Annotated in this window: 13 protein-coding genes; 8 read left to right on the top strand and 5 right to left on the bottom strand. The window is 68.7% G+C overall.

All coding sequences use genetic code 11. The annotated features are described in order from the left end of the window. Positions 1-720 precede the first annotated feature (720 nt). Positions 721-1,350, bottom strand: coding sequence for a TetR/AcrR family transcriptional regulator (locus EYA84_RS00530; protein ID WP_131050972.1), 630 nt, complete (start codon positions 1,348-1,350; stop codon positions 721-723). 198 nt (positions 1,351-1,548) lie between these two features. Between EYA84_RS00530 and EYA84_RS00525 the strand changes: the two genes are divergently transcribed. From EYA84_RS00525 to EYA84_RS00510, 4 genes are all read left to right on the top strand, one after another. Further along, on the top strand, positions 1,549-3,774 hold the full coding sequence (locus EYA84_RS00525) for an MMPL family transporter (RefSeq protein ID WP_131050970.1): 2,226 nt from the start codon (positions 1,549-1,551) through the stop codon (positions 3,772-3,774). Positions 3,775-4,093: 319 nt separating this feature from the next. Next, complete coding sequence (locus EYA84_RS00520; protein WP_131050968.1) at positions 4,094-4,807, top strand: hypothetical protein; 714 nt, start codon at positions 4,094-4,096, stop codon at positions 4,805-4,807. Between the two features lie 108 nt (positions 4,808-4,915). Next, on the top strand, positions 4,916-5,041 hold the full coding sequence (locus EYA84_RS33815; RefSeq protein WP_255446584.1) for a hypothetical protein: 126 nt from the start codon (positions 4,916-4,918) through the stop codon (positions 5,039-5,041). Between the two features lie 863 nt (positions 5,042-5,904). Continuing rightward, complete coding sequence (locus EYA84_RS00510; protein WP_131050966.1) at positions 5,905-7,965, top strand: BTAD domain-containing putative transcriptional regulator; 2,061 nt, start codon at positions 5,905-5,907, stop codon at positions 7,963-7,965. Here the strand turns inward: EYA84_RS00510 and EYA84_RS00505 are convergent. Beyond that, entirely contained in the window at positions 7,886-10,411 is a 2,526-nt protein-coding gene (locus EYA84_RS00505) for an ABC transporter permease (protein ID WP_236145514.1), read from the bottom strand. The two genes, EYA84_RS00510 and EYA84_RS00505, sit on opposite strands and share 80 nt — an antisense overlap. Then, positions 10,408-11,217: an ABC transporter ATP-binding protein gene (locus EYA84_RS00500; RefSeq protein ID WP_131050964.1), complete on the bottom strand. Its 810-nt coding sequence runs from the start codon at positions 11,215-11,217 to the stop codon at positions 10,408-10,410. The genes EYA84_RS00505 and EYA84_RS00500 overlap by 4 nt, the downstream gene beginning before the upstream one ends. Positions 11,218-11,486: 269 nt before the next feature. Here EYA84_RS00500 and EYA84_RS00495 point away from each other — a divergent pair, with 269 nt between their 5' ends. After that, a complete protein-coding gene (locus EYA84_RS00495; RefSeq protein WP_131050962.1) occupies positions 11,487-12,662 on the top strand; it encodes a sensor histidine kinase in 1,176 nt (391 codons plus the stop codon). Next, complete coding sequence (locus tag EYA84_RS00490; protein WP_394347537.1) at positions 12,650-13,321, top strand: response regulator; 672 nt, start codon at positions 12,650-12,652, stop codon at positions 13,319-13,321. The genes EYA84_RS00495 and EYA84_RS00490 overlap by 13 nt, the downstream gene beginning before the upstream one ends. A gap of 57 nt (positions 13,322-13,378) precedes the next feature. On the opposite strand, the gene EYA84_RS00485 is transcribed toward EYA84_RS00490, so the two are convergent. Beyond that, the gene (locus EYA84_RS00485) at positions 13,379-14,914 is read right to left on the bottom strand and encodes a 4-hydroxyphenylacetate 3-hydroxylase family protein (protein WP_131050959.1); all 1,536 of its coding nucleotides are present in this window, start codon (positions 14,912-14,914) and stop codon (positions 13,379-13,381) included. Between the two features lie 102 nt (positions 14,915-15,016). Beyond that, on the bottom strand, positions 15,017-16,006 hold the full coding sequence (gene rfbB / locus EYA84_RS00480; RefSeq protein ID WP_131050997.1) for a dTDP-glucose 4,6-dehydratase: 990 nt from the start codon (positions 16,004-16,006) through the stop codon (positions 15,017-15,019). Between the two features lie 102 nt (positions 16,007-16,108). Here rfbB and EYA84_RS00475 point away from each other — a divergent pair, with 102 nt between their 5' ends. Both EYA84_RS00475 and EYA84_RS00470 read left to right on the top strand, forming a co-directional pair. Further along, positions 16,109-17,557: a cation:proton antiporter gene (locus tag EYA84_RS00475; protein WP_131050957.1), complete on the top strand. Its 1,449-nt coding sequence runs from the start codon at positions 16,109-16,111 to the stop codon at positions 17,555-17,557. Between the two features lie 305 nt (positions 17,558-17,862). Then, positions 17,863-18,561 (top strand): LmbU family transcriptional regulator, encoded by a 699-nt coding sequence (locus EYA84_RS00470; protein ID WP_236145513.1) that lies wholly within the window; start codon positions 17,863-17,865, stop codon positions 18,559-18,561. Positions 18,562-18,692: the final 131 nt, after the last annotated feature.

Genomic DNA, 18,692 nt, shown 5'->3' with positions numbered 1-18,692 from the left:
GCATCGAGGACGTTCGGTGTAAAGAGCGATCACAAGACGTAGCCACAGACGGGTGCGCCGTCCCTACCGGAGCGCGATGAGGCTCCGATAGGGACGCTTGTTCCCGAAGTCAGGACCGACGATGCGGCGCAGACCAGCGCCCGATACGGTCGCAGCCCCGGCGAACGCCACGGCCGGATCGACCGGTGGACGCGTTCACCTCCGGCGCCGGAACCGCAACGGTCCCGGCCATCGGTCACGTTCGGCAACCCGCGACCACGCGCGGACCGAGGCGTGATGCAGCCCGGGGCGAGGCCACTGCATCTCCCGCCCCGGCTCGGGCCCGCGGCGACGGCTTCGCACCGGACGAGTGAACCTCTGCCGCTCTCCCCGGCGCCACCGCACGATCAGCGGTTCGGGAAGGCCATGAATGACGAGGGCGGCGGCGTTGTCGGACTGACAGTGACCATCGGGAGGCGGCGGCGAAAGCCGGATAGGTAGACCGATGGCGGACGGCACGATGAGAGGACGCGTAGACATGATCCCTCTGAAGACCTGACGAAAGGCACGGAAAGAGAGCCGACGACGAGGTCGGCGACCGATGCGCGGAGCGGTGTCAGGTCTACAGAGCGGGCGGGGTCACGCGGGGTGATGTCCTCTCGGAGGGGGCACAGGAAGACGGTCTCGCTGAAACATAGGCCGCAACCGGGTGGAGAGGCCACCGATTAGTCCTGCTGTCGCCTAGCCATCGGTCTCTGCCACCTGCTGGTCCGGCGGCGCGAGGAGGCGCTGCAGCAGCAGCAGGCCGCTCTTGATGTCGGCGCTCCCGTCGAGCAGCCACTGGGTGCTGAGGCCGTCGGCCGCCGCGAGGACGAGCGAGGCCGCCTGGTCCAGGGGGATGTCTGTGCGTACGACCCCGGCCTCCTGGCCTTCGGCGAGCAGGCCCGTGATTTGCTCGCGCAGGTCGGCGTACCGCTCGGAGAAGTGGGCGCGCGAGTGTTCGTTTCCGGCCTCCAGGGCGTGGGCCACCATGCTGTTCAGCAACGACATCAGCCCGGGTACGCGCATGCTGTGCTCGGCCGACTGGTGGATGAGGTCGACGAAGCTGGCGTCCCCGTCGTACGCGGTCTCGAGGAAGCGGCGGTCGTGTTCCCGCAGCACCTCGATGAAGAGCTGCTCGCGGGTGCCGAAGTGGTGCTTGAGCACCGGATGCGTCACGCCGATCGCCTCACCGATGGCGCGCAGTGAGGTGCCCTCGTATCCCAGCCGGTCGTAGACCGCCAGCACCTCGTCGATGATCTGCTGCCGCCGCGCGAGCCCCTTGGCGTACGGCCCCCGCTTCGGGCGGTCCCGCTTTTCCGGGTCGGTCATGGCCCACCTCCAGAGCGATCGGCGGTCGGCATGGTGCGCCGCCTGCCCGATCCTATGACCACCACCACGAAAATATCCAGTCGGATATTTTCGTGCTAGCGTCTGCGGCACGACAGGCCGTGAGGTCGCGCTTCGTCGGCGGGAGCCGGGCGAGGTGCCCACGCGGGACCTGTTCACCGAGACGCAGGAGGAGACGGCATGGCATGGCACTTGTTCAGGCTCGGACGCTGGTCGTTCCGACGCCGCTGGACCGTGGCGGGAATCTGGGCCCTGCTGCTCCTCACCGTGGCGCTCGGAGCGACGACCCTGTCGGGCAAGACGAATGACAGCTTCGAGTTGTCCGGCATCGAGTCGACGCAGGCGTTCGACCTGATCAGGGAGCGCGACCCCGACGCCGTGCCGAACGGCGCGACGGCGCGGGTGGTGTTCCAGGCCCCGGACGGCGAGACGCTGGCCGACCCGGCCAACCAGCAGGCCGTGTCCGACTCGCTCGCCGCGCTCAGGACCGAGAACGTCAGGTCGATCGTCGGCCCGTTCGAGGCAGGGGCCGTCTCCGAGGACGGGCGGACCGGTTTCGCCTCGGTCAGCTACGCCCGCAGCGCGGTCGACCTGACCACCTCGGACCGGGAGGCGCTGGAAGCCGCCCGCGACGTCGCCGAGCGGGCCGGACTGACCGCCACCGTCGGCGGAGACGTACTCGGTGTGGAGATCGGTGGCGCCATCGCCGAACTGATCGGCATCGCCATCGCCTTCGTCGTGCTGGCCCTCACCCTCGGGTCGCTCGTCGCGGCCGGGATGCCGCTGCTGACCGCGCTGGTGGGCGTCGGAATCGGTGCCGCCTCCATCGCCGCTCTCACCGGCTTCGTCGATCTGAGCACCACCACCCCCGCGCTCGGCACGATGCTCGGGCTGGCGGTCGGCATCGACTACGCGCTGTTCATCCTCTCCCGCTACCAGGCCGAGGTCCGCCAGGGACGCCCGCTGGAGGAGGCGATCGGCCGCGCCGTCGGCACCGCAGGCTCCGCCGTGGTCTTCGCCGGCCTCACCGTCGTCATCGCCCTCGTCGGCCTCGCCCTCTGCGGCATCGGATTCCTCACCGAGATGGGGCTGGGTGCCGCGTTCACCGTCGCGCTCGCCGTACTCATCGCGCTGACCCTGCTGCCCGCACTGCTCGGTTTCGCCGGTGCCCGCGTCGTGAAGAAGCAGCTCGCCGCCGCCACCGAGGACACCGGCAGCGACCAGAGTTCCCGCACGTCACGTACCCTCGGTCGCCGTTGGGTCGAAGGTCTCGCCCGCCTCCGCTGGCCCGCGCTCATCGTCGGCGTCGCCGTCGCCGCCGTGGCCTCCATCCCGGTGGCCTCCCTGCAACTCGCGCTTCCGGACGACAGCACCAAACCCGCAGGCAGCGATGTACGCGTCGCCTACGACCTCATCGACGAGAACTTCGGCGCGGGCGCCAACGGGCCGCTGCTCATCGTCATCGACACCGCGCAGGCCACCGACCCGGCCGCCGCAGTCGGGACCGCCACCGAGAGGCTCCAGACGCTGGCGGCGGAGGACGACTCCAACATCATCGCCGTGATCCCGGCCATCACCAGCGACAGCCCCGAAGCCCAGCAGGCCTTCATGCAGCAGCTCGGCACGACGCAGTACGTGACCCTCACGGTGATCCCCCAGTCCGGACCGTCGGACCAGTCGACCAAGGACCTCGTCGCCGACATCCGGGCCACGCTCTCCGACCTGCCCGACCAGACCGGAGCCCGCGCCCTGGTCACCGGCGTCACCGCCGTCGGCGTCGACATCTCCAACGAACTGACCGAGGTGTTCCCGCTCTATCTCGCCGTCGTGGTGGGGCTGGCACTCATCCTGCTCATCGCCGTGTTCCGCTCGATCTGGGTACCGGTCAAGGCGGCGCTCGGCTTCCTCTTCTCCGTGGGCGTCTCCCTCGGAGCGACCGTCGCGGTCTTCCAGTGGGGCTGGCTCAACGAACTCGTCGGTCTCGACACCGAGGGGCCGGTGCTGTTCCTGCTGCCGATCCTGCTCACCGGCATCCTGTTCGGCCTCGCCATGGACTACGAGGTCTTCCTCGTCACCCGCATGCGGGAGGCGTACGTCCACGGCACCCCGGCGCGCCAGGCGGTGATCGACGGCTTCACCCACAGCGCCCGCGTGGTGGCCGCCGCCGCGCTCATCATGGTCGGCGTCTTCGCGGGCTTCACCCTCACCGACGACATCATCCTCAAGACCATCGGCTTCGCCCTCGCCATCGGCGTCCTGGTCGACGCCTTCCTGGTCCGCATGCTGATCGTTCCGGCCGTCATGCTCATCCTCGGCCGGCGCATCTGGTGGATGCCCCGCTGGATGCAGAAGGTCGTGCCGACCTTCGACGTCGAAGGCGAATCGCTCGCTCGACACCTCGCCTGACGCTCGGCCCCGACCGGCATCTGCCCGGCCGACGCCAGCCGCTCGCACACGACCAACCAGGCTCGGCAAGTCGCTCCGATGGGGTGGCGGGACGCAGTGGACCCGCCACCCCATCGGAGCACCCGTTTCTGATCTCCACCGAAGCCGGGCAGTTCACTCCACCGTGTACGGGCGAGGACGCCGCCAGTACTGGTCGCCCTGTCGCCGGGTACGCGTGCACCGGCATTACGGTGGAGGACCGGGCAGACCCCCCACACGATCCGAAGAGGGTCCGACGCACTAGCATTGCCGCGGTCCGCAGCGGCTGAAACGAGGCGAGATGCGTTGGCTCCGGCAATTGCTGGGTAGCAGGCGAGTCCAGCTCGATCCAGAGCGGCAGCAGACGCTGCTGCGGGACGTGCGGCACCGGTACGGCGCCGGCTCGCAGGCCCGCTTCCCGGAACAGGTCGAAGCGATCACCCGGACGCTGGACGACGACGACGGCCTGGTGGTGGCGGCCCGGATGGTGAGCGAGGCCGCCAACGAGGCCCACACGCACCTGCAGGCCCAAGCCCACGACGTGTACCGACGCACAGGTCGCAGGCTCCTGGTGCATCGCCGGAACTACCGGCCGCTGTGGAAGGAGGCCGGCCCGGCGCTGCGGTGGCCGTTGTTCACGCTGCCGTGCGGGCTCCACCCGTACGCTCAGGTGGCCGCCGCCGTCGAGGTCGTCGGCAGCCACGCGTCCCGGCTCGACAAGGTGACCGACCCGCTCCCGCTCCTGGCCCACGTGTTCGAGGTACTCGACCTCACCACCGTCGCCATGGAGCACGGCCAGGTACGGGTGGACACCGATGCCGCATCCCTGGCCGACCGACTGATCTCGACCGCTGGTCAGATCCTCGCGGCCATCGACGACCCGCCCCGGCTACCGCCTCCGGTCCGCGAGATGATGCGCCGCAACAACACCCTCGACGTCCACGATCCGGCCGGGCCCCGCACCGTCGGCGGAATCAACCTGGGCGCACGGATGCGCGAGATTCTCCTGGCCTGAACCCCGCGATCACGGGGCATCCCGGAACAGCCGAGGCCGCTACCGACATTTTCGCTGGTTACGGCCCTGATCGCGAAGTGCACCCGAAGGCTCGAACACTGCGTGGCGGTGCCGAACCCGCATCCGGACCACGCCCGCTTCACGGCTGCGGACCTCCTACTCACCAGCGCCACAGACCTGTCGCTGGACGCGGTCATGGCCGCACTGGCCGGGCAGGCGGGCCGCCTCCGCTGAGCGGAGGCATCGAGGAACCAGTCCGCGGCCCGGTTGGTGGTGTCGTTGCGGAAGTTGTAGCGGGTGGTCGCGTTGCCGCCGCACCCGTGCATGATCTGGCGGCGACGTCGAAACGGCGGCTGGTCGCCCAGGCCGCCGCGGGCCTTGCTGCTGAATGGCACCCGGGCAATGAACGGTTCCGCACCGTGTCCGCGACTCGGAATCGTCTCGATCTTGTGGTGGCCATGGGGATTCTCCGTGGTCCGCAGCCGGGCCTTCCCCACCTTGCCAGGGGAGTCGACGATTGGCCGAGCCCATGATGAATGGCGACAAGGAACTGACACCAGTTGCTGCAGAATCCAGCAGACCACCCCAGAAGCCGTCCATATTCATTATCAACAAACGATTACGCCATCTCTATCCATTCTTTACCGAGGAATCGCTGGCGGGCCGCCGACGACCGCGCGCCGACACCGAGGGCACTTCGCAAGGACGACGGGTCGGTGCCGCTCTTGCGAGTCACGCGAGGGATCGACTCTCCTGGCCGGACAAATATCGCTAATTCAGCGCAATCTCCCGGGAAGAGCGACCCCCGGGGTGAACCGCTGGGCACCGCTCGCTCTCGGTCGCGCCCCAGGGTCGCCTCGATCCTCGCGCGGGCGGGTGCTGCCGACCCGGGACGAGCCACGACGAGAAGGTACGGTTCGCCCGAATCGGGCCTTTGGCCTCGTCGAACGGCCTGGTTACCAGCTATTTTCATTTCATTGAAGGCCGTCGAGAGCTGAGGAAGCCTGGTAAGGGCTCATTTCCACCATCGACCTCAGGCCGCTCAACGCCTCGGAGGCAGCGGACTCCCGACGAAAATCGGTCATCACTGTTAACCTATGCCACCGGAGGTCGGCGCAATGGAGGGGGAAATATTTGTGGTCGCAAGCGCGCAAGCACGACTGTTGGGGCCGGTCACGGTTGCGACCACCGATCGGGAGGTCGAACTCGGCCCACCGAGGCAGAAGTCCGTTTTCGCCGTGCTGGCCGCAAACGCCAACCAACGGGTCAACCGGGACGAACTGATCGAGGCCGTGTGGGGCAGCGAGCCTCCGGCGACGGCACGCAACAGCGTCCACACCTACGTGGCCGGCATCCGTGCCCGCCTAGAGCCTGAGCGTCCCCTCCGCGCGCCGTCGGAACTGTTGATCTACAACGGGTCCGGGTACACGCTGCAATTCGCGCCGGAGAACATCGACCAGCAGTACTTCGAGGCCCGTCTGGCAAACGCGGGTCGGTTGCGCCGGATGAACTCCCTGCACTCGGCGATCGGCGAGCTCGATGCGGGCCTGGAATCCTGGCGAGGAACTCCGTACGGCGGCACGGTGGGGCCCTTCGCGGAGGCCGAACGCCTCCGGCTGAGCGAGATGCGGCTGATCGCGCTCGAAGACCGTGCCGAGCTACTCCTGGAAACCCGACAATATTCGCAGGTCATGGTGCACCTGCTAAGTCTGGTACGGCGCCACCCGACGCGGGAACGGCTGCGATACCTGCTGATGTCCTGTTATGTACGGATGGGCCGTCAGCCGGCCGCCCTTCAGGAATACCACGACATACGCGCTGCGCTCGCCGAGGAGGTCGGCGTCGAGCCGGGCGACCGACTTCAGCAACTCTACGAGCAGATCCTGCGCCGCACCGGCGACGGCGCCGACGGCCAGCCGATCGGGCTGCCGGACGACCGTGTCCTGGTCAGGCTGTCGACCGGACCGGCCCCACCGATGACCGGCGGCCAACTCGACGAGCCCGACGGACAGTCCACCACGATGGCACAGCTGGCCCGGACCGTCCCCGGCTTCACCGGCCGGGCAGCAGATCTGCGACAGCTCAATGACGTGGTGTCCGCCGCACACAGCGCGGGGGAAGCCGCGGTCGTCGCGCTCACCGGCCCGCCGGGGGTCGGCAAGACCGCGCTGGCGGTGCAGTTCGCCCACTCCCTCGCCCGGCAGTTCGACGACGGGCAGCTGCACATCGACCTGCGCGGCTTCGCCGAAGAGGGCAGCGGTCCGATGTCCGGAGGAGAGGCTCTCGGGCATCTTCTCGCCGCGCTCGGAGCGCCCTCTCCCGGCGGCGACCTGGAACGGATGAGTGGGTTGTACCGGAGCCTGGTGGCGGGGCGACGGATGCTCATCCTGCTCGACAACGCCCACTCAGCCGAACAGGTGCGGCCACTGTTGCCGGGTGCCACCTCCTCGCTGACCATCGTCACCAGCCGCAACCGCCTGACCGGACTGACCGTCCGCGACGGCGCCCGTCAGCTCGCCCTGGGCCCGCTGGGCGAGAGCGATGCCGTCGAGCTGTTCGGCAACATGCTCGGGCGGCCGGCGACGTTGCAGCGGAACCGATCCGCGGTGCGCAAGGTGGTGCATGCCTGCGGGCGGCTGCCGCTGGCACTGCGGATCGCGGCTGCCCGCATCGCCGGATCGCCAGCACCGGACCGGGCGCTACTCGAACCGGTCGGGACCGAACTACTGGACCGACTGGAGGTCCCCGGGGACGAGCACTCCTCGCTGCGCAACGTCTTCGGTTGGTCCTACCGGGCGTTGGCGCCGGAAGCGGCTGCTATGTTCGTGGCGCTCGGGCGGTCCACCACCCGCACCATCAGTCTCACCACCGCGAGCGCGTTCGCCGGCACCGAGTCTTATCACGCGCGCCACGCCCTAGACGCGCTCATCGATGCAAGCCTGGTCGAGGAGATGGCGACGGACCTCTTCCGGTTGAACCCCCTGATCTTCGCGTATGCACGCGGCTTGGCGACGGCCGGCGACCTGGAATCGGACCCGTGCCGCGCACCTGGATGCGCCACACGGGTCCGGCCGCAGGCTATTCGTGATGAATCGCTCGGAGGACATTCATCTTCGAGGCCCGACGGGCGGGCCACAGGGCGGCGACCACCGCGATGACGATCGCAGCGAGCAGGTAGGAGCCCAGGCGGCCCACGGGAATGCGGAGTGTACTGACCTCGTCGGCCATCGCCCGCTGGAGAGCCCAGCCGACGGCCGTGCCGAGCGCCACCCCGAGGACGGCGCCAAACAGTGCGATCATTATCGATTCGTACCTGATCATGGCGGCGACCTGGGACCGCGCCATCCCGACTGCCCTCAGCAGACCGATCTCCCGGGTCCGCTCGATGACCGAGAGGCCAAGGGTGTTCACAATCCCGAGGGTCGCGATTGCGATCGAGAGAACGAGCAGCACCACCACGACCGTCAGGATCTGATCGATGCCCTGACGGGCGGTCGCCTTGGCATCCTCCCGGTCCTGGAGGTCGACGTTCGGGTACGCCCGCAGCACGTCACGCACCTCAGTGAGCGCTGTCGCGGCCCGAGTGTCGTCGAGGTCCACGAAGGCCTTCTGGATCAGCGTGGTAGGCGCGTGGCTGGTGTAGCCGTCGGGATGGATCACGATCGAGCGGCCCACCACTCGGTTGTCGGAGAAGATCCCGCCGACCCGGAAAGTGGCGGTTTTGCCGTCCGGATACCTACCCGAGACCGTGCTGCCGATCTGCCAGGCCCGCGACTCGGCGAGCGAGCGCTGCACCAGGATGTCGTCGGTTCCCAGCGCCGCGGAGCCCGCCACGATCGTCAGGTTCGCCGGCACCGCCAGGGCCTGCGCGTCGGCGACCACAGCCGCCATCTCCTCCTTACCGACTAACAGCGAGCCGATCTGCAACGGCGTGACGGTGCGGACGCCTGGCACCGCGGCCACCTTGTCGACCACCTCCCGGTTGAACCCGGTCAGCCCACGTGGCTCCATCGTGTAGTCGGCGCCGAACTGTCGGTCGACATCGGCCTCGGCGGAGGCACTCATCGAGGTGGCCAGCACCGTCGCCACCGACACCAGGGCCAGCCCGACCATCAACGCGGAGGCGGTCGCCGCCGAACGGCGAGGGTCCCGGTGGGCGTTCTCTCGACTCAGCCGGCCCACCGCGCCGGTCACCTTCGCGATCGGCCAGCCGAGCAGCCGGATCACCGGGCGGCCCAGGTACGGGCTGAGCATGGCGGCGGCCAGCAGCAGGACCAGCCCGCCGATCACCACCAGGGCGGCGCCGCCGGCGCCGGGGTCCGCCATTCCGCCGGCCAGTGCCGCGCCACCGAACAGCGCCACCACCAGCCCGAGGACCAGCCGGACCAGCCGGGCCCGGCGGGCCTCCGTGACGTCGTCGCGCAGTGCCGCCATCGGCGGAATCCGCGACGCGCGCCGCGCCGGGATGTACGCCGCCGCCACCGTCACGAGCACGCCCACCAGGTAGGACCAGAACACCGTCGTGGACGCGACGACCGGCGTCCGCAACGGCAGCTGGGTGCCCGCGAACTGGGTGAACAGCAAGCGCAGCAGGAACGACACCCCGACGCCGGCAACCAGACCGAGGGTGGAGCCGAGCAGCCCGATACCCAGCCCCTCGACGAGCACGGCCCGGGTCACCTGGGCGCGTCCGCCGCCCAGCGCGCGCAGCAGTGCGAGCTCCCGGGTGCGCTGCGCGATCAGCATGACAAACGTGTTGAAGATGATGAATGAACCCACCACCACCGACACCCCGGCGAAGGCCAGCAGGAAGCGGCTCAGCAGGGCGAAGAGTTGCATGAGTTCGGCCTCGAACTGTTCCGCCTGCTGGTCCGGTGTCGTCGCCTCGTACTGCTCCGACAGCAGCGGCCGCACCTGCTCGATGATCTGCTGCTGGGAGGCGCCCTGGTCAGGTTTGAGGAAGACCGCGGAGTAGCGATCCGGCCCGGTCAACAGTTCGTGGGCGGCAGCTGGCGAATAGCCGATGTACGTCACCACCCGACCGATGTCGTCGTCCTTGAGCGCGAAGATGCCGACGACCTTCATCTTGCGGGTGTCGCGCTGGGCGACCACCGTGAACGAGTCACCGACCTTGACCAGACCTTCGGTCGCGGTCCTGGTTTCCACCACTATCTCGTCCGCCCCGACCGGCTCCCGGCCGCTGAGCAGCGTAAGGGTGACACCTGGCCGCGGCGTGAACGCGCCGCCCAGGTTGGCGTTGACCCCCTCACCGACGATCGAGCCATCGTCGCGCACCAGCGCGGAGTATCCCTCGATCTGCCCGTACACCTCGGCGTCGGTGACCTTCTCGGTGAGGGTGGCGAGCAGGGCGGCCGGGACGGTCGGCGGCGGCGCGCCCTCACCGGAGACCGTCTCCACCCCGCGCACGGTCACCGTCTCCGCCTGGGCCCGCTTCTCGAGGAGCGGCCCGAAGCTCTGGCTCGCCGTGTCCCGGAAGATCATCGTTCCGGCGACGAACGCGACCCCGAGCGTGACGGCGATCGCGGTGAGCAGAAACCTGGCCCGGTGAGCGAGCAGGTTGCGCAGCGCCAGCTTGGCGATCATGACTGGAGCTCCTCGGCCGCCGCCACCCGGGCGTCCAGATTCTTCATCCGTTCCAGGACGGTCGCCGGGGTCGGCTGCCGTAGGCGGTCGACCAGGCGACCGTCGGCGAGGAACACCACGTTGTCCGTGTAGGCGGCGGCGACCGGATCGTGGGTCACCATCACGATCGTCTGTCCGCTGGCGCGAACCGATTCCCGCAGAAAGTTCAGCACCTCGCCGCCGGAGCGGGAATCCAGGTTTCCGGTCGGTTCGTCGGCGAAGATGACGTCCGGCCTGCTGGCCAGGGCACGCGCGCACGCCACCCGCTGCTGCTGGCCGCCGGAGAGCTGACTGGGCCGGTGGTCGAGGCGATTGCGCAGATCGGTGGTCTCGATGACGGTGTCCAGCCACTCCGCGTCGGGCTTCCGGCCTGCGATGCTCATCGGGAGGATAATGTTCTCCAGGGCGGACAGGGTGGGGATCAGGTTGAACGACTGGAAGATGAAGCCGATCCGGTCCCGCCGTAGCCGGGTCAGCTGTTTGTCGTCCATCCCGGTCAGCTCGTCGCCGCCGATGAATACCCGGCCCGCGTCGACCGTGTCCAGCCCGGCCAAGCAGTGCATCAGTGTCGACTTGCCCGAGCCGGACGGCCCCATGATCGCGGTGAATTCTCCGCGTGCCAGGTCGATGGTCACGTCGTCCAACGCGACCACGGCGTTCTCGCCCAGCCCGTACCGTTTGGCCACGCCCTCGGCCCGAACCGCGGCCGTCCCGTCGCTGTGTGCGGGAGGGATCGGCTGCGCCGTTCGCTCCGTGATTCCGGTCATGGGTGCTCTCCGATTCGGCGGATCTGCGGTCATGTCGAGGCCGGCGGACGATCTCATGTTGGCCCACCACGGTGCCTGGCCTCGAGTGGCGAAAGTGCCCGATCCGGTGGCCGGCCTTCGACTTTGGTCGACTGCACCGGCCACGCCGCCGGTCGGTGGTCTGCGGGCATGAGCGGCTTCGGCGCCCCGGCTCCGCGCGACGTGGCGCACGCTCACGCAACCGGCCCGCGGAAGGCGGGAACGGACCAGCACCGACCCCGTGCGCGCTCATGACCCTTCGCTGGCGTTGGCGCGGGGCCCGCAACGTCGTCGTCGACGTCTGCTGCGTCGGCATCGCGTTGATCATCGCGGTCGCCATCGCCGGTGAGGCCGAGGGCACCGGCCAGGTCACCGGTCGGGCCCTGTTCTGGGCGCTGGTGCCGGCTGTCGTCGGGTCGGTCATGCTCTGGTGGCGGCGGCGGTATCCGGTCCGGGTGGCTATCGCGCTCGCCCCACTGGCAATGGTCACCGACATGGTGGCCGGCGCTCTGTTGATCATCGTGTTCACGCTGGCCGAGTACTGCAGGTGGCGGGTCACCGCCGCTTTCACGGTGACCTATATCGCGGCCCAGGTGCCGTACCTGCTGGCCCGGCCGGAGCCGGACCAGTCCCCGCTGGTCATCAGCACGGTCCACGCGTTCCTGCTGACGATGGTCGCCCTCCTGGGCACGCTCGTGCGAGCGAGGCGGGACGCCGTCGCCGCGGTGCGGGACCGGGCGGCACGTGCCAAAGCCCAGGCGGAGCTGCGCACCGAGCAGATCCGCGCTGTCGAGCGGGCCCGCATCGCCCGGGAGATGCACGACGTTCTCGCGCATCGAATCTCGCTGGTGAGCTTGCACGCGGGAGCGCTGGAGATCCGGGCCGACCTCCCTGCGGCGGACGTTTCGAAGTTGGCCGGAACGATCCGGGTCACCGCGCACGAGGCCCTCGACGACCTGCGGGAGATCCTGGGCGTGCTTCGAGGTGGTGGCCTGGCCGTCGACGGCGCACCGATGGGCCTACGCCCGCAACCGGATCTGAACGACCTCGCCGCCCTCGTCGCGGAGTGCCGGGAAGCCGGCGCTCAGGTCACCGTCACCGACGACCGACCGGACCGGGCGATGTCCACATCGGCGAGCCGTACCGCGTACCGGGTGGTGCAGGAAGGGCTGACCAATGCCCGTAAGCACGCGGCGGGCATCGAGGTGCGGGTGCGACTGGCCGGTACGCCGGACGACGAGTTGTACGTGGAGCTGTGCAACCGGCTGGCGGACCGGGCCACCGCCATTCCGGGCGCTGGCGCCGGCCTCGTCGGGCTCGCCGAGCGGGTTGTTCTCGCCGGCGGACGATCCCGGCACGGCGTCCGGCCCGACCAGTCGGGAGCCCTGTTGTTCCGTCTGGAAGTGTGGCTGCCGTGGCAGAAATGATCCGGGTGCTGGTCGTGGACGACGACCCGCTGGTGCGGGTGGGACTGTCGTTGGTACTCAGCGCCAGCGGCGACATGGAGGTGGTCGGCGAGGCCGGTGACGGCAGGCAGGCGCTCGAGGCGGTCAGCAGGTTGGCCCCCGATGTGGTGCTGATGGACATCCGCATGTCCGGCATGGATGGCCTGTCGGCGACCGAGGCGTTGCGGGCATCCGACGCTCACATCGCCGTAGTCGTGATCACTACCTTCGACACCGACGAGCACATCCTGCGGGCACTGCGCGCCGGTGCCAGCGGGTTCCTCCTGAAGGACACTCCCCCTCTGGAGATCATTGACTCGGTACGCCGGGTTGCCGTAGGGGAGTCGATGCTGTCCCCGACGGTCATCAAGCGACTGATCGACCACGTGGTGCGTGCCGATGTCGACACCGGGCGCATCAACGACCGCACGGCGTACGCCCGGGCCGCGCTGGCCCGGCTGAACGAGCGTGAGCGCGAGGTCGCCGAAGCGATCGGCGCCGGCCGGTCGAATGCGGAGATCAGCGCCATGCTCTACATGAGCCTCACCACGGTGAAGGCATACGTGTCGCGCATCCTGGCCAAGCTGGAGTGCACGAACCGGGTTCAGGTCGCGATCTTGGTCTACGAGGCCAGAGGCTGACCCGTTGCGGTGGTCACCGCACGACGGCGGTGCCGCCCCTGCCCCCACGGACGCCGCTCATCTCGGATTGATCAGGTCGGGCCGGGTCCAGCCGTCCAGGTCGTACTCCGACATGCACTGATCGGCGAACCCCTTAAGCGCGTCGGCCTGACCGTTCGCCTGGTACGCCTGCAGCGTCTGGACCCGGATACCCTCGTGGTCACCGCCGTAGTTGCGCTCGTACAGCTCGTGCCGGGCACCGAACTCGGTGCCGATCGCGTCCCAGAGCAACTTGAGCAGCTTCACCCGGTCGATCGCCTGCACTCCACGGGAGCCGCGCAGATAGCGGTCCAGGTACGGCCGGACGTCCGGGTGCTTCCAGTCGTCGGCATGCGAGTTCAGATAGATCAACGCGCTACCCAGGGTCTGCTGGATGATCTCGCGGATGCGCGGATAGCCCACGCCCATGAACGTCCGGTACGCCAAGCCGTAGTTGAGGTTCGGCTGCACCGCACCGCCCACCCACGGCGTGGGTGATTTCGCCATTGCGTCCGAGAGCCCCCAGAACATGTCGCGCCAGTTCAGGATCTCGCCAACCTGTGCCTGCACTCCACGGAACGTGCCGGAGCCGGTCGTCTCCACCGCCTTCAGCACACAGCCGGCGATGAAGTCCAGCTTTACCGCCAGCCGGGCACAGCCGTGGAACGTGAACCGCTCGACGAAGCCGGACTTCGTGGCGAACGCGTTCGCGGACGCCGCATCGTAGGAGAAGACGTTCTCCCACGGCACCAGGACACGGTCGAACACCATGATGGCGTCGTTCTCGTCCATCCGGCTGGACAGCGGATAGTCGAAGGGGGTGCTCAGAGTCGCGGCGGCCAGCTCGTACGAGGTCCGGCACAGCAGCTTGAGCCCCGGCGTATCCATCGGGACCGTGAAGACCAACCCGAAACGCTTGTCCCGCAGCGGCAGCCCGAAGTGCGCGACCAGATTCGCGTTGGTCAACGCCGAGCCCGTCGCCACCACCTTCGCGCCACTGACGATCAGGCCGTTGTCGGTTTCCTCCTCGACGTGCACACAGACGTCAGCAGTGCGGTCCGCCGGCCGGTCCCGGTCCACCGGCGGGTGCGCGATGGCGTGGTTGAAGAAGAGGACCCGCTCCTGCGCCTCGCGATACCAGCGCTGAGCGTTGCCCTTGTAGTCGCCGTACAGGTCCGCGTTCGCCGAGAGGGTCCCGAAGAAGGCCGCCTTGTAGTCCGGGGTCCGGCCCATCCAGCCGTACACCAGCCGTTGCCAACCGACGATGGCCCGCCTCGCCGCGAGCAGATCATCCGACGACCTCGCCGTGGTGAAGAACGGGTGGGTGAAACCGCCGTTGCCGGTGTCGGTCGGCACCCGCAGTACGCCCTCCGCGGTCGGGTCGTGTAGCGCGTCGTACAGCGCGGCGATCGACCGGGCGCTGTTGCGGAAGGCCGGGTGCGTCGTCACGTCCCGGACCCGCTCGCCGTAGACGTAGACCTCACGCCCGTCCCGGACGGACTGCAGGTACTCGTCGCCGGTCATCGGCCGGATGTCGTTTCGGGAGCCGGTGGGTGCGGTGGACGTGATCGTCATCGTGACTCCTCGTCTGGCTACGGGCGAGTTCGTCCCGGGCACACCGGGTTCGTGCCCGGCGAGCTCGGAAAGTACCCCAGCCGACCAGTCCGGACGAGACCGTCAGCGCCCGAGCTTCTCGTAACGGGCCTCGGTCCGCTCCTTCTGCGGCTTCCACCACCACTCGTTCGTCCGGTACCAGTCGATGGTCGCGGACAGTCCGGCGGCGAAGTCCTTGTATTCCGGGAGCCAGCCGAGTTCGGTGCGCAGCTTGGTGCTGTCGTTGGAGTACCTGAGGTCGTGGCCGGGGCGATCGGCAACGTGGTCGTAGGCGTCCAACCGTTGGCCCATCAGGTCCAGTACCAGTTCCAGGATCTCCCGGTTGCTGCGCTCGTCGCCGGAGCCGATCAGGTACGTGTCGCCGATCCGGCCCCGGTCCAGGATGAAGTGCACCGCCCGGTTGTGGTCCTCGACGTGCGTCCACTCCCGCACGTTGACGCCCGCGCCGTACAGCTTCGGCCGGGCGCCGACCAGCACGTTCGTCACCTGTCGTGGGATGAACTTCTCCACGTGCTGGAACGGGCCGTAGTTGTTGGCGCAGTTGGAGAGCGTGGCCCGCACGCCGTAGGACCGGACCCACGCCCGAACCAGCATGTCCGACGAGGCCTTGGTCGCCGAGTACGGGCTCGACGCGTCGTAACGGGTTTCCTCGGTGAACCGGTCGGCCGAATCCAGCGCCAGGTCCCCGAACACCTCGTCGGTCGAGATGTGGTGCAGCCGCGCGCCGTGCCGCCGTACCGCCTCCAGGATCACAAACGTACCCAGCACGTTGGTGCGGACGAACGGCTCCGGATCGTGCAACGAGTTGTCCACGTGCGACTCGGCTGCGAAGTGCACCACGACGTCGGTGTCAGCGATGAGCCGGTCGACGAGCTCGGCGTCACAGATGTCGCCGTGTACGAATCGAACCCGGTCGGAAACCGGGTTCAGGCTGTTGCGATCCCCCGCGTAGGTCAACGCGTCGAGGACCGTCAGCCGGTGGTCCGGGTGGTTCCGGATGGTGTGGTGCACGAAGTTCGCGCCGATAAATCCGGCACCGCCGGTGACCAGCATTCTCGTCATGGCGCGCATGTTAATCAGCCGGACGGCGTCGGCGGGTGGCCGCTGAAGGTTCGTTGTGGCCGGGAACCGGCTCCCCGACAATCGTCGCCGCTCATGCCGATCGTGATCGTCGCGGGACATGCTGCCCCGCGGCGCAGGCCGCCCGGAGGTCGACCCGTGAACCCGACGTTGTCTGCTGTGGCACCCGTAGCGCCCATCGGCGCGGACGCACTACTCGTGCTGCTGTTGCAGCTCGGCCTGCTGATGTCGATGGCGTTCGCGCTGGGTCGGCTCGCCGTCCGGCTCGGCATGCCCGCCCTGGTCGGCGAGTTGAGCGCCGGCATCATCCTCGGTCCGTCACTGTTGGCGCACTTGTCGCCGGACGCCATGGCCTGGCTCCTGCGGCCGGAGGCGGCACAGCTGCACCTGCTCGATGCCGTCGGCCAGGTGGGTGTGCTGCTGCTCGTCGGCCTCACCGGCGCGCACCTCGATCTGAACCTGGTGCGCAGACGTGGCTTGACCGCGGTACGGATCAGCTTCGCCGGCTTCGCCGTGCCGCTCGGGTTCGGTGTGCTCACCGGTCTCGTGCTACCAGGCTGGCTGGTGCCGGAAACCGCCGACCGGAGCACCTTCGTGCTGTTCCTCGGCGTGGCGATGGGCGTCAGCGCGATCCCGGTCATCGCCAAGACGCTGATGGAGATGCGGCTGTTGCACCGCAACGTCGGCCAGCTGACGCTGACCGCGGTCATGATCGACGACATCATCGGCTGGATGATGCTGGCGGTGGTGTCGGCAATGGCCACCACCGGTGTGCGCGCCGGGACGATCCTCGTCTCGCTCGGGGCCGTCGCCTTGGTGGCGGTCACGGCGGTCCTGCTGCGCCCGGCGGTGCGGGTCGCGCTGCGGTTCACCGACCGGACCGATCGGAGCCAGGCCGCCGCGGGCACGACGGTAGCCCTGGTGGCCACGCTGTTCCTGTTGGCTGCCGCCGGCACCCAGGCGTTGCATCTGGAGGCGGTGTTCGGGGCATTCGTCTGCGGGATCATGATCCGCAGCTGCGGCGTGCTGGAGCCGGCGCGAGTGGCTCCGTTGCGCACCACCGTGCTGTCCTTCCTGGCTCCGGTCTTCTTCGCCACCACCGGCCTGCGGATGGACCTTACGCTGCTGGCGGATCCGGCCGTCCTGCTGACCGGGGTGGCCGTTCTGGCGGTGGCCGTCGTCGGCAAGTTCGTGGGCGCCTACGTCGGCGCGCGACTCAGTCGCCTCACGCACTGGGAAGGGCTCGCGATCGGCGCCGGAATGAACGCCCGGGGCGTCATCGAGGTCATCATCGCCATGGTCGGCCTGCGCCTCGGCGTGCTAGGGCCCGAGATGTACACCATCATCGTGCTGGTCGCGGTCGTTACATCGCTGATGGCACCGCCGATCCTGCGAGCGACGATGAACCGGGTCGAGGAGACCGCAGAGGAACAACTACGGGCGGACCTGCACGAGAGCAGCCCGTCGGTCACGCCTGCGGAGGGTCCGGCCGAGCCGCCGGTGGGCGGCGGCCGGGCCGGCTGATCCGCCTTCTTATTGAATTTCTGCTCGGCCCGGGATGCGACAATCCACCGGTCGAGCAGGTTGCCCGCCTCCCGCCGGGTTCCGGTATGACGGCTGCGGCGCGGCGCCCGACCCCACCCCGTGTCGCTGCTCTCGAAGCCCGGCCACCGGGCCGTCGGGGAGGCCTCGCAGGGCAGTCGGGCGCGGCCGTCCCGCCGGCGAGACGGGCCCCCTCCGGCGTCTAGATCTTGTGTAGTCATCATCCAGCACCCGCTGAAACGATCCGCGTTGCTTGGTCCGAACGACAAACTGCGGGGGCGGTAAGTGTGATCAGCAATCGTACGGTCAGACCTGCGACAGCGAACACGGGCTCGACACAGCAGAGCCTGACGGCCGAGGGAAGCCGCAACGACCCGAACGCCAGGGCGATCAACAGCCGGCTGGGGGTCAATGGCAGAGCCGCTACGAAGCGCACGAACCTGACGATTCCTCAGGGTATGCCAATAACGGCATGGCGCAATCTCGGGAAACAAATATTTGTCATTGCCGACTCGTCGGCCTGGTGGCTCGGCGACTGGCTCATCTACGGCCAGTCCGCCTACCCGGACCGCTATCGTCACGCCATCGCCGAGACCTCGCTGGACTACCAGACGCTGCGGAACTACGCGTGGGTCGCCCGTCGGTTCACACCTCACCGACGGCGGGAGCGGCTGAGCTTCCAGCACCATGCGGAGGTCGCCGGCCTCCCCGAACAGGAGCAGGAGGCCATGCTCACCCAGGCAGAGCTCAACGGCTGGTCACGCAATCAGCTGCGCCGCCAGATCCAGCAGCGGCGCGGTGTCGCGAAGACCCAACCCGCCGAGATCGTCCAGTTGCAGATGAACTTGGTCGCTGATCAGAAGCAACGCTGGCAGGCGGCGGCCGAACGAGCCGACACGGATCTGCTCGCCTGGATCGTCGCCAACCTCGACCACGCCGCCACGGTGCAACTCGAGACCGGCTCCGTACGAGCGAACGGCAGCTGAGACCGGAGCGCGGCAGTCGGCGGTCCCGACGTTTCCGTCGGGGCCGCCGACTGCCGCACCGCGACAATTTGCTGGCAATTTCTCGTCAATTGTCGGGGGTCAACCGGTCGTTGCGACAGGCAGCCGGCTTC

Source organism: Verrucosispora sp. SN26_14.1 (assembly GCF_004307965.1).
Lineage (GTDB): Bacteria > Actinomycetota > Actinomycetes > Mycobacteriales > Micromonosporaceae > Micromonospora.
Note: the sequence above shows the minus strand (reverse complement) of the source record. Positions and strands in the feature narration are given on the sequence as shown.

Bases quoted from the DNA above. Each gene is read 5' to 3' on its own strand.
- EYA84_RS00495 (WP_131050962.1), top strand. From the start codon at position 11,487: ATGACCCTTCGCTGGCGTTGGCGCGGGGCCCGCAACGTCGTCGTCGAC.
- EYA84_RS00485 (WP_131050959.1), bottom strand. From the start codon at position 14,914: ATGACGATCACGTCCACCGCACCCACCGGCTCCCGAAACGACATCCGG.
- EYA84_RS00525 (WP_131050970.1), top strand. From the start codon at position 1,549: ATGGCATGGCACTTGTTCAGGCTCGGACGCTGGTCGTTCCGACGCCGC.
- EYA84_RS00475 (WP_131050957.1), top strand. From the start codon at position 16,109: ATGCCGATCGTGATCGTCGCGGGACATGCTGCCCCGCGGCGCAGGCCG.
- EYA84_RS00510 (WP_131050966.1), top strand. From the start codon at position 5,905: ATGCCACCGGAGGTCGGCGCAATGGAGGGGGAAATATTTGTGGTCGCA.
- EYA84_RS00530 (WP_131050972.1), bottom strand. From the start codon at position 1,350: ATGACCGACCCGGAAAAGCGGGACCGCCCGAAGCGGGGGCCGTACGCC.
- rfbB (WP_131050997.1), bottom strand. From the start codon at position 16,006: ATGCTGGTCACCGGCGGTGCCGGATTTATCGGCGCGAACTTCGTGCAC.
- EYA84_RS00500 (WP_131050964.1), bottom strand. From the start codon at position 11,217: ATGACCGGAATCACGGAGCGAACGGCGCAGCCGATCCCTCCCGCACAC.
- EYA84_RS00520 (WP_131050968.1), top strand. From the start codon at position 4,094: ATGCGTTGGCTCCGGCAATTGCTGGGTAGCAGGCGAGTCCAGCTCGAT.
- EYA84_RS00505 (WP_236145514.1), bottom strand. From the start codon at position 10,411: ATGATCGCCAAGCTGGCGCTGCGCAACCTGCTCGCTCACCGGGCCAGG.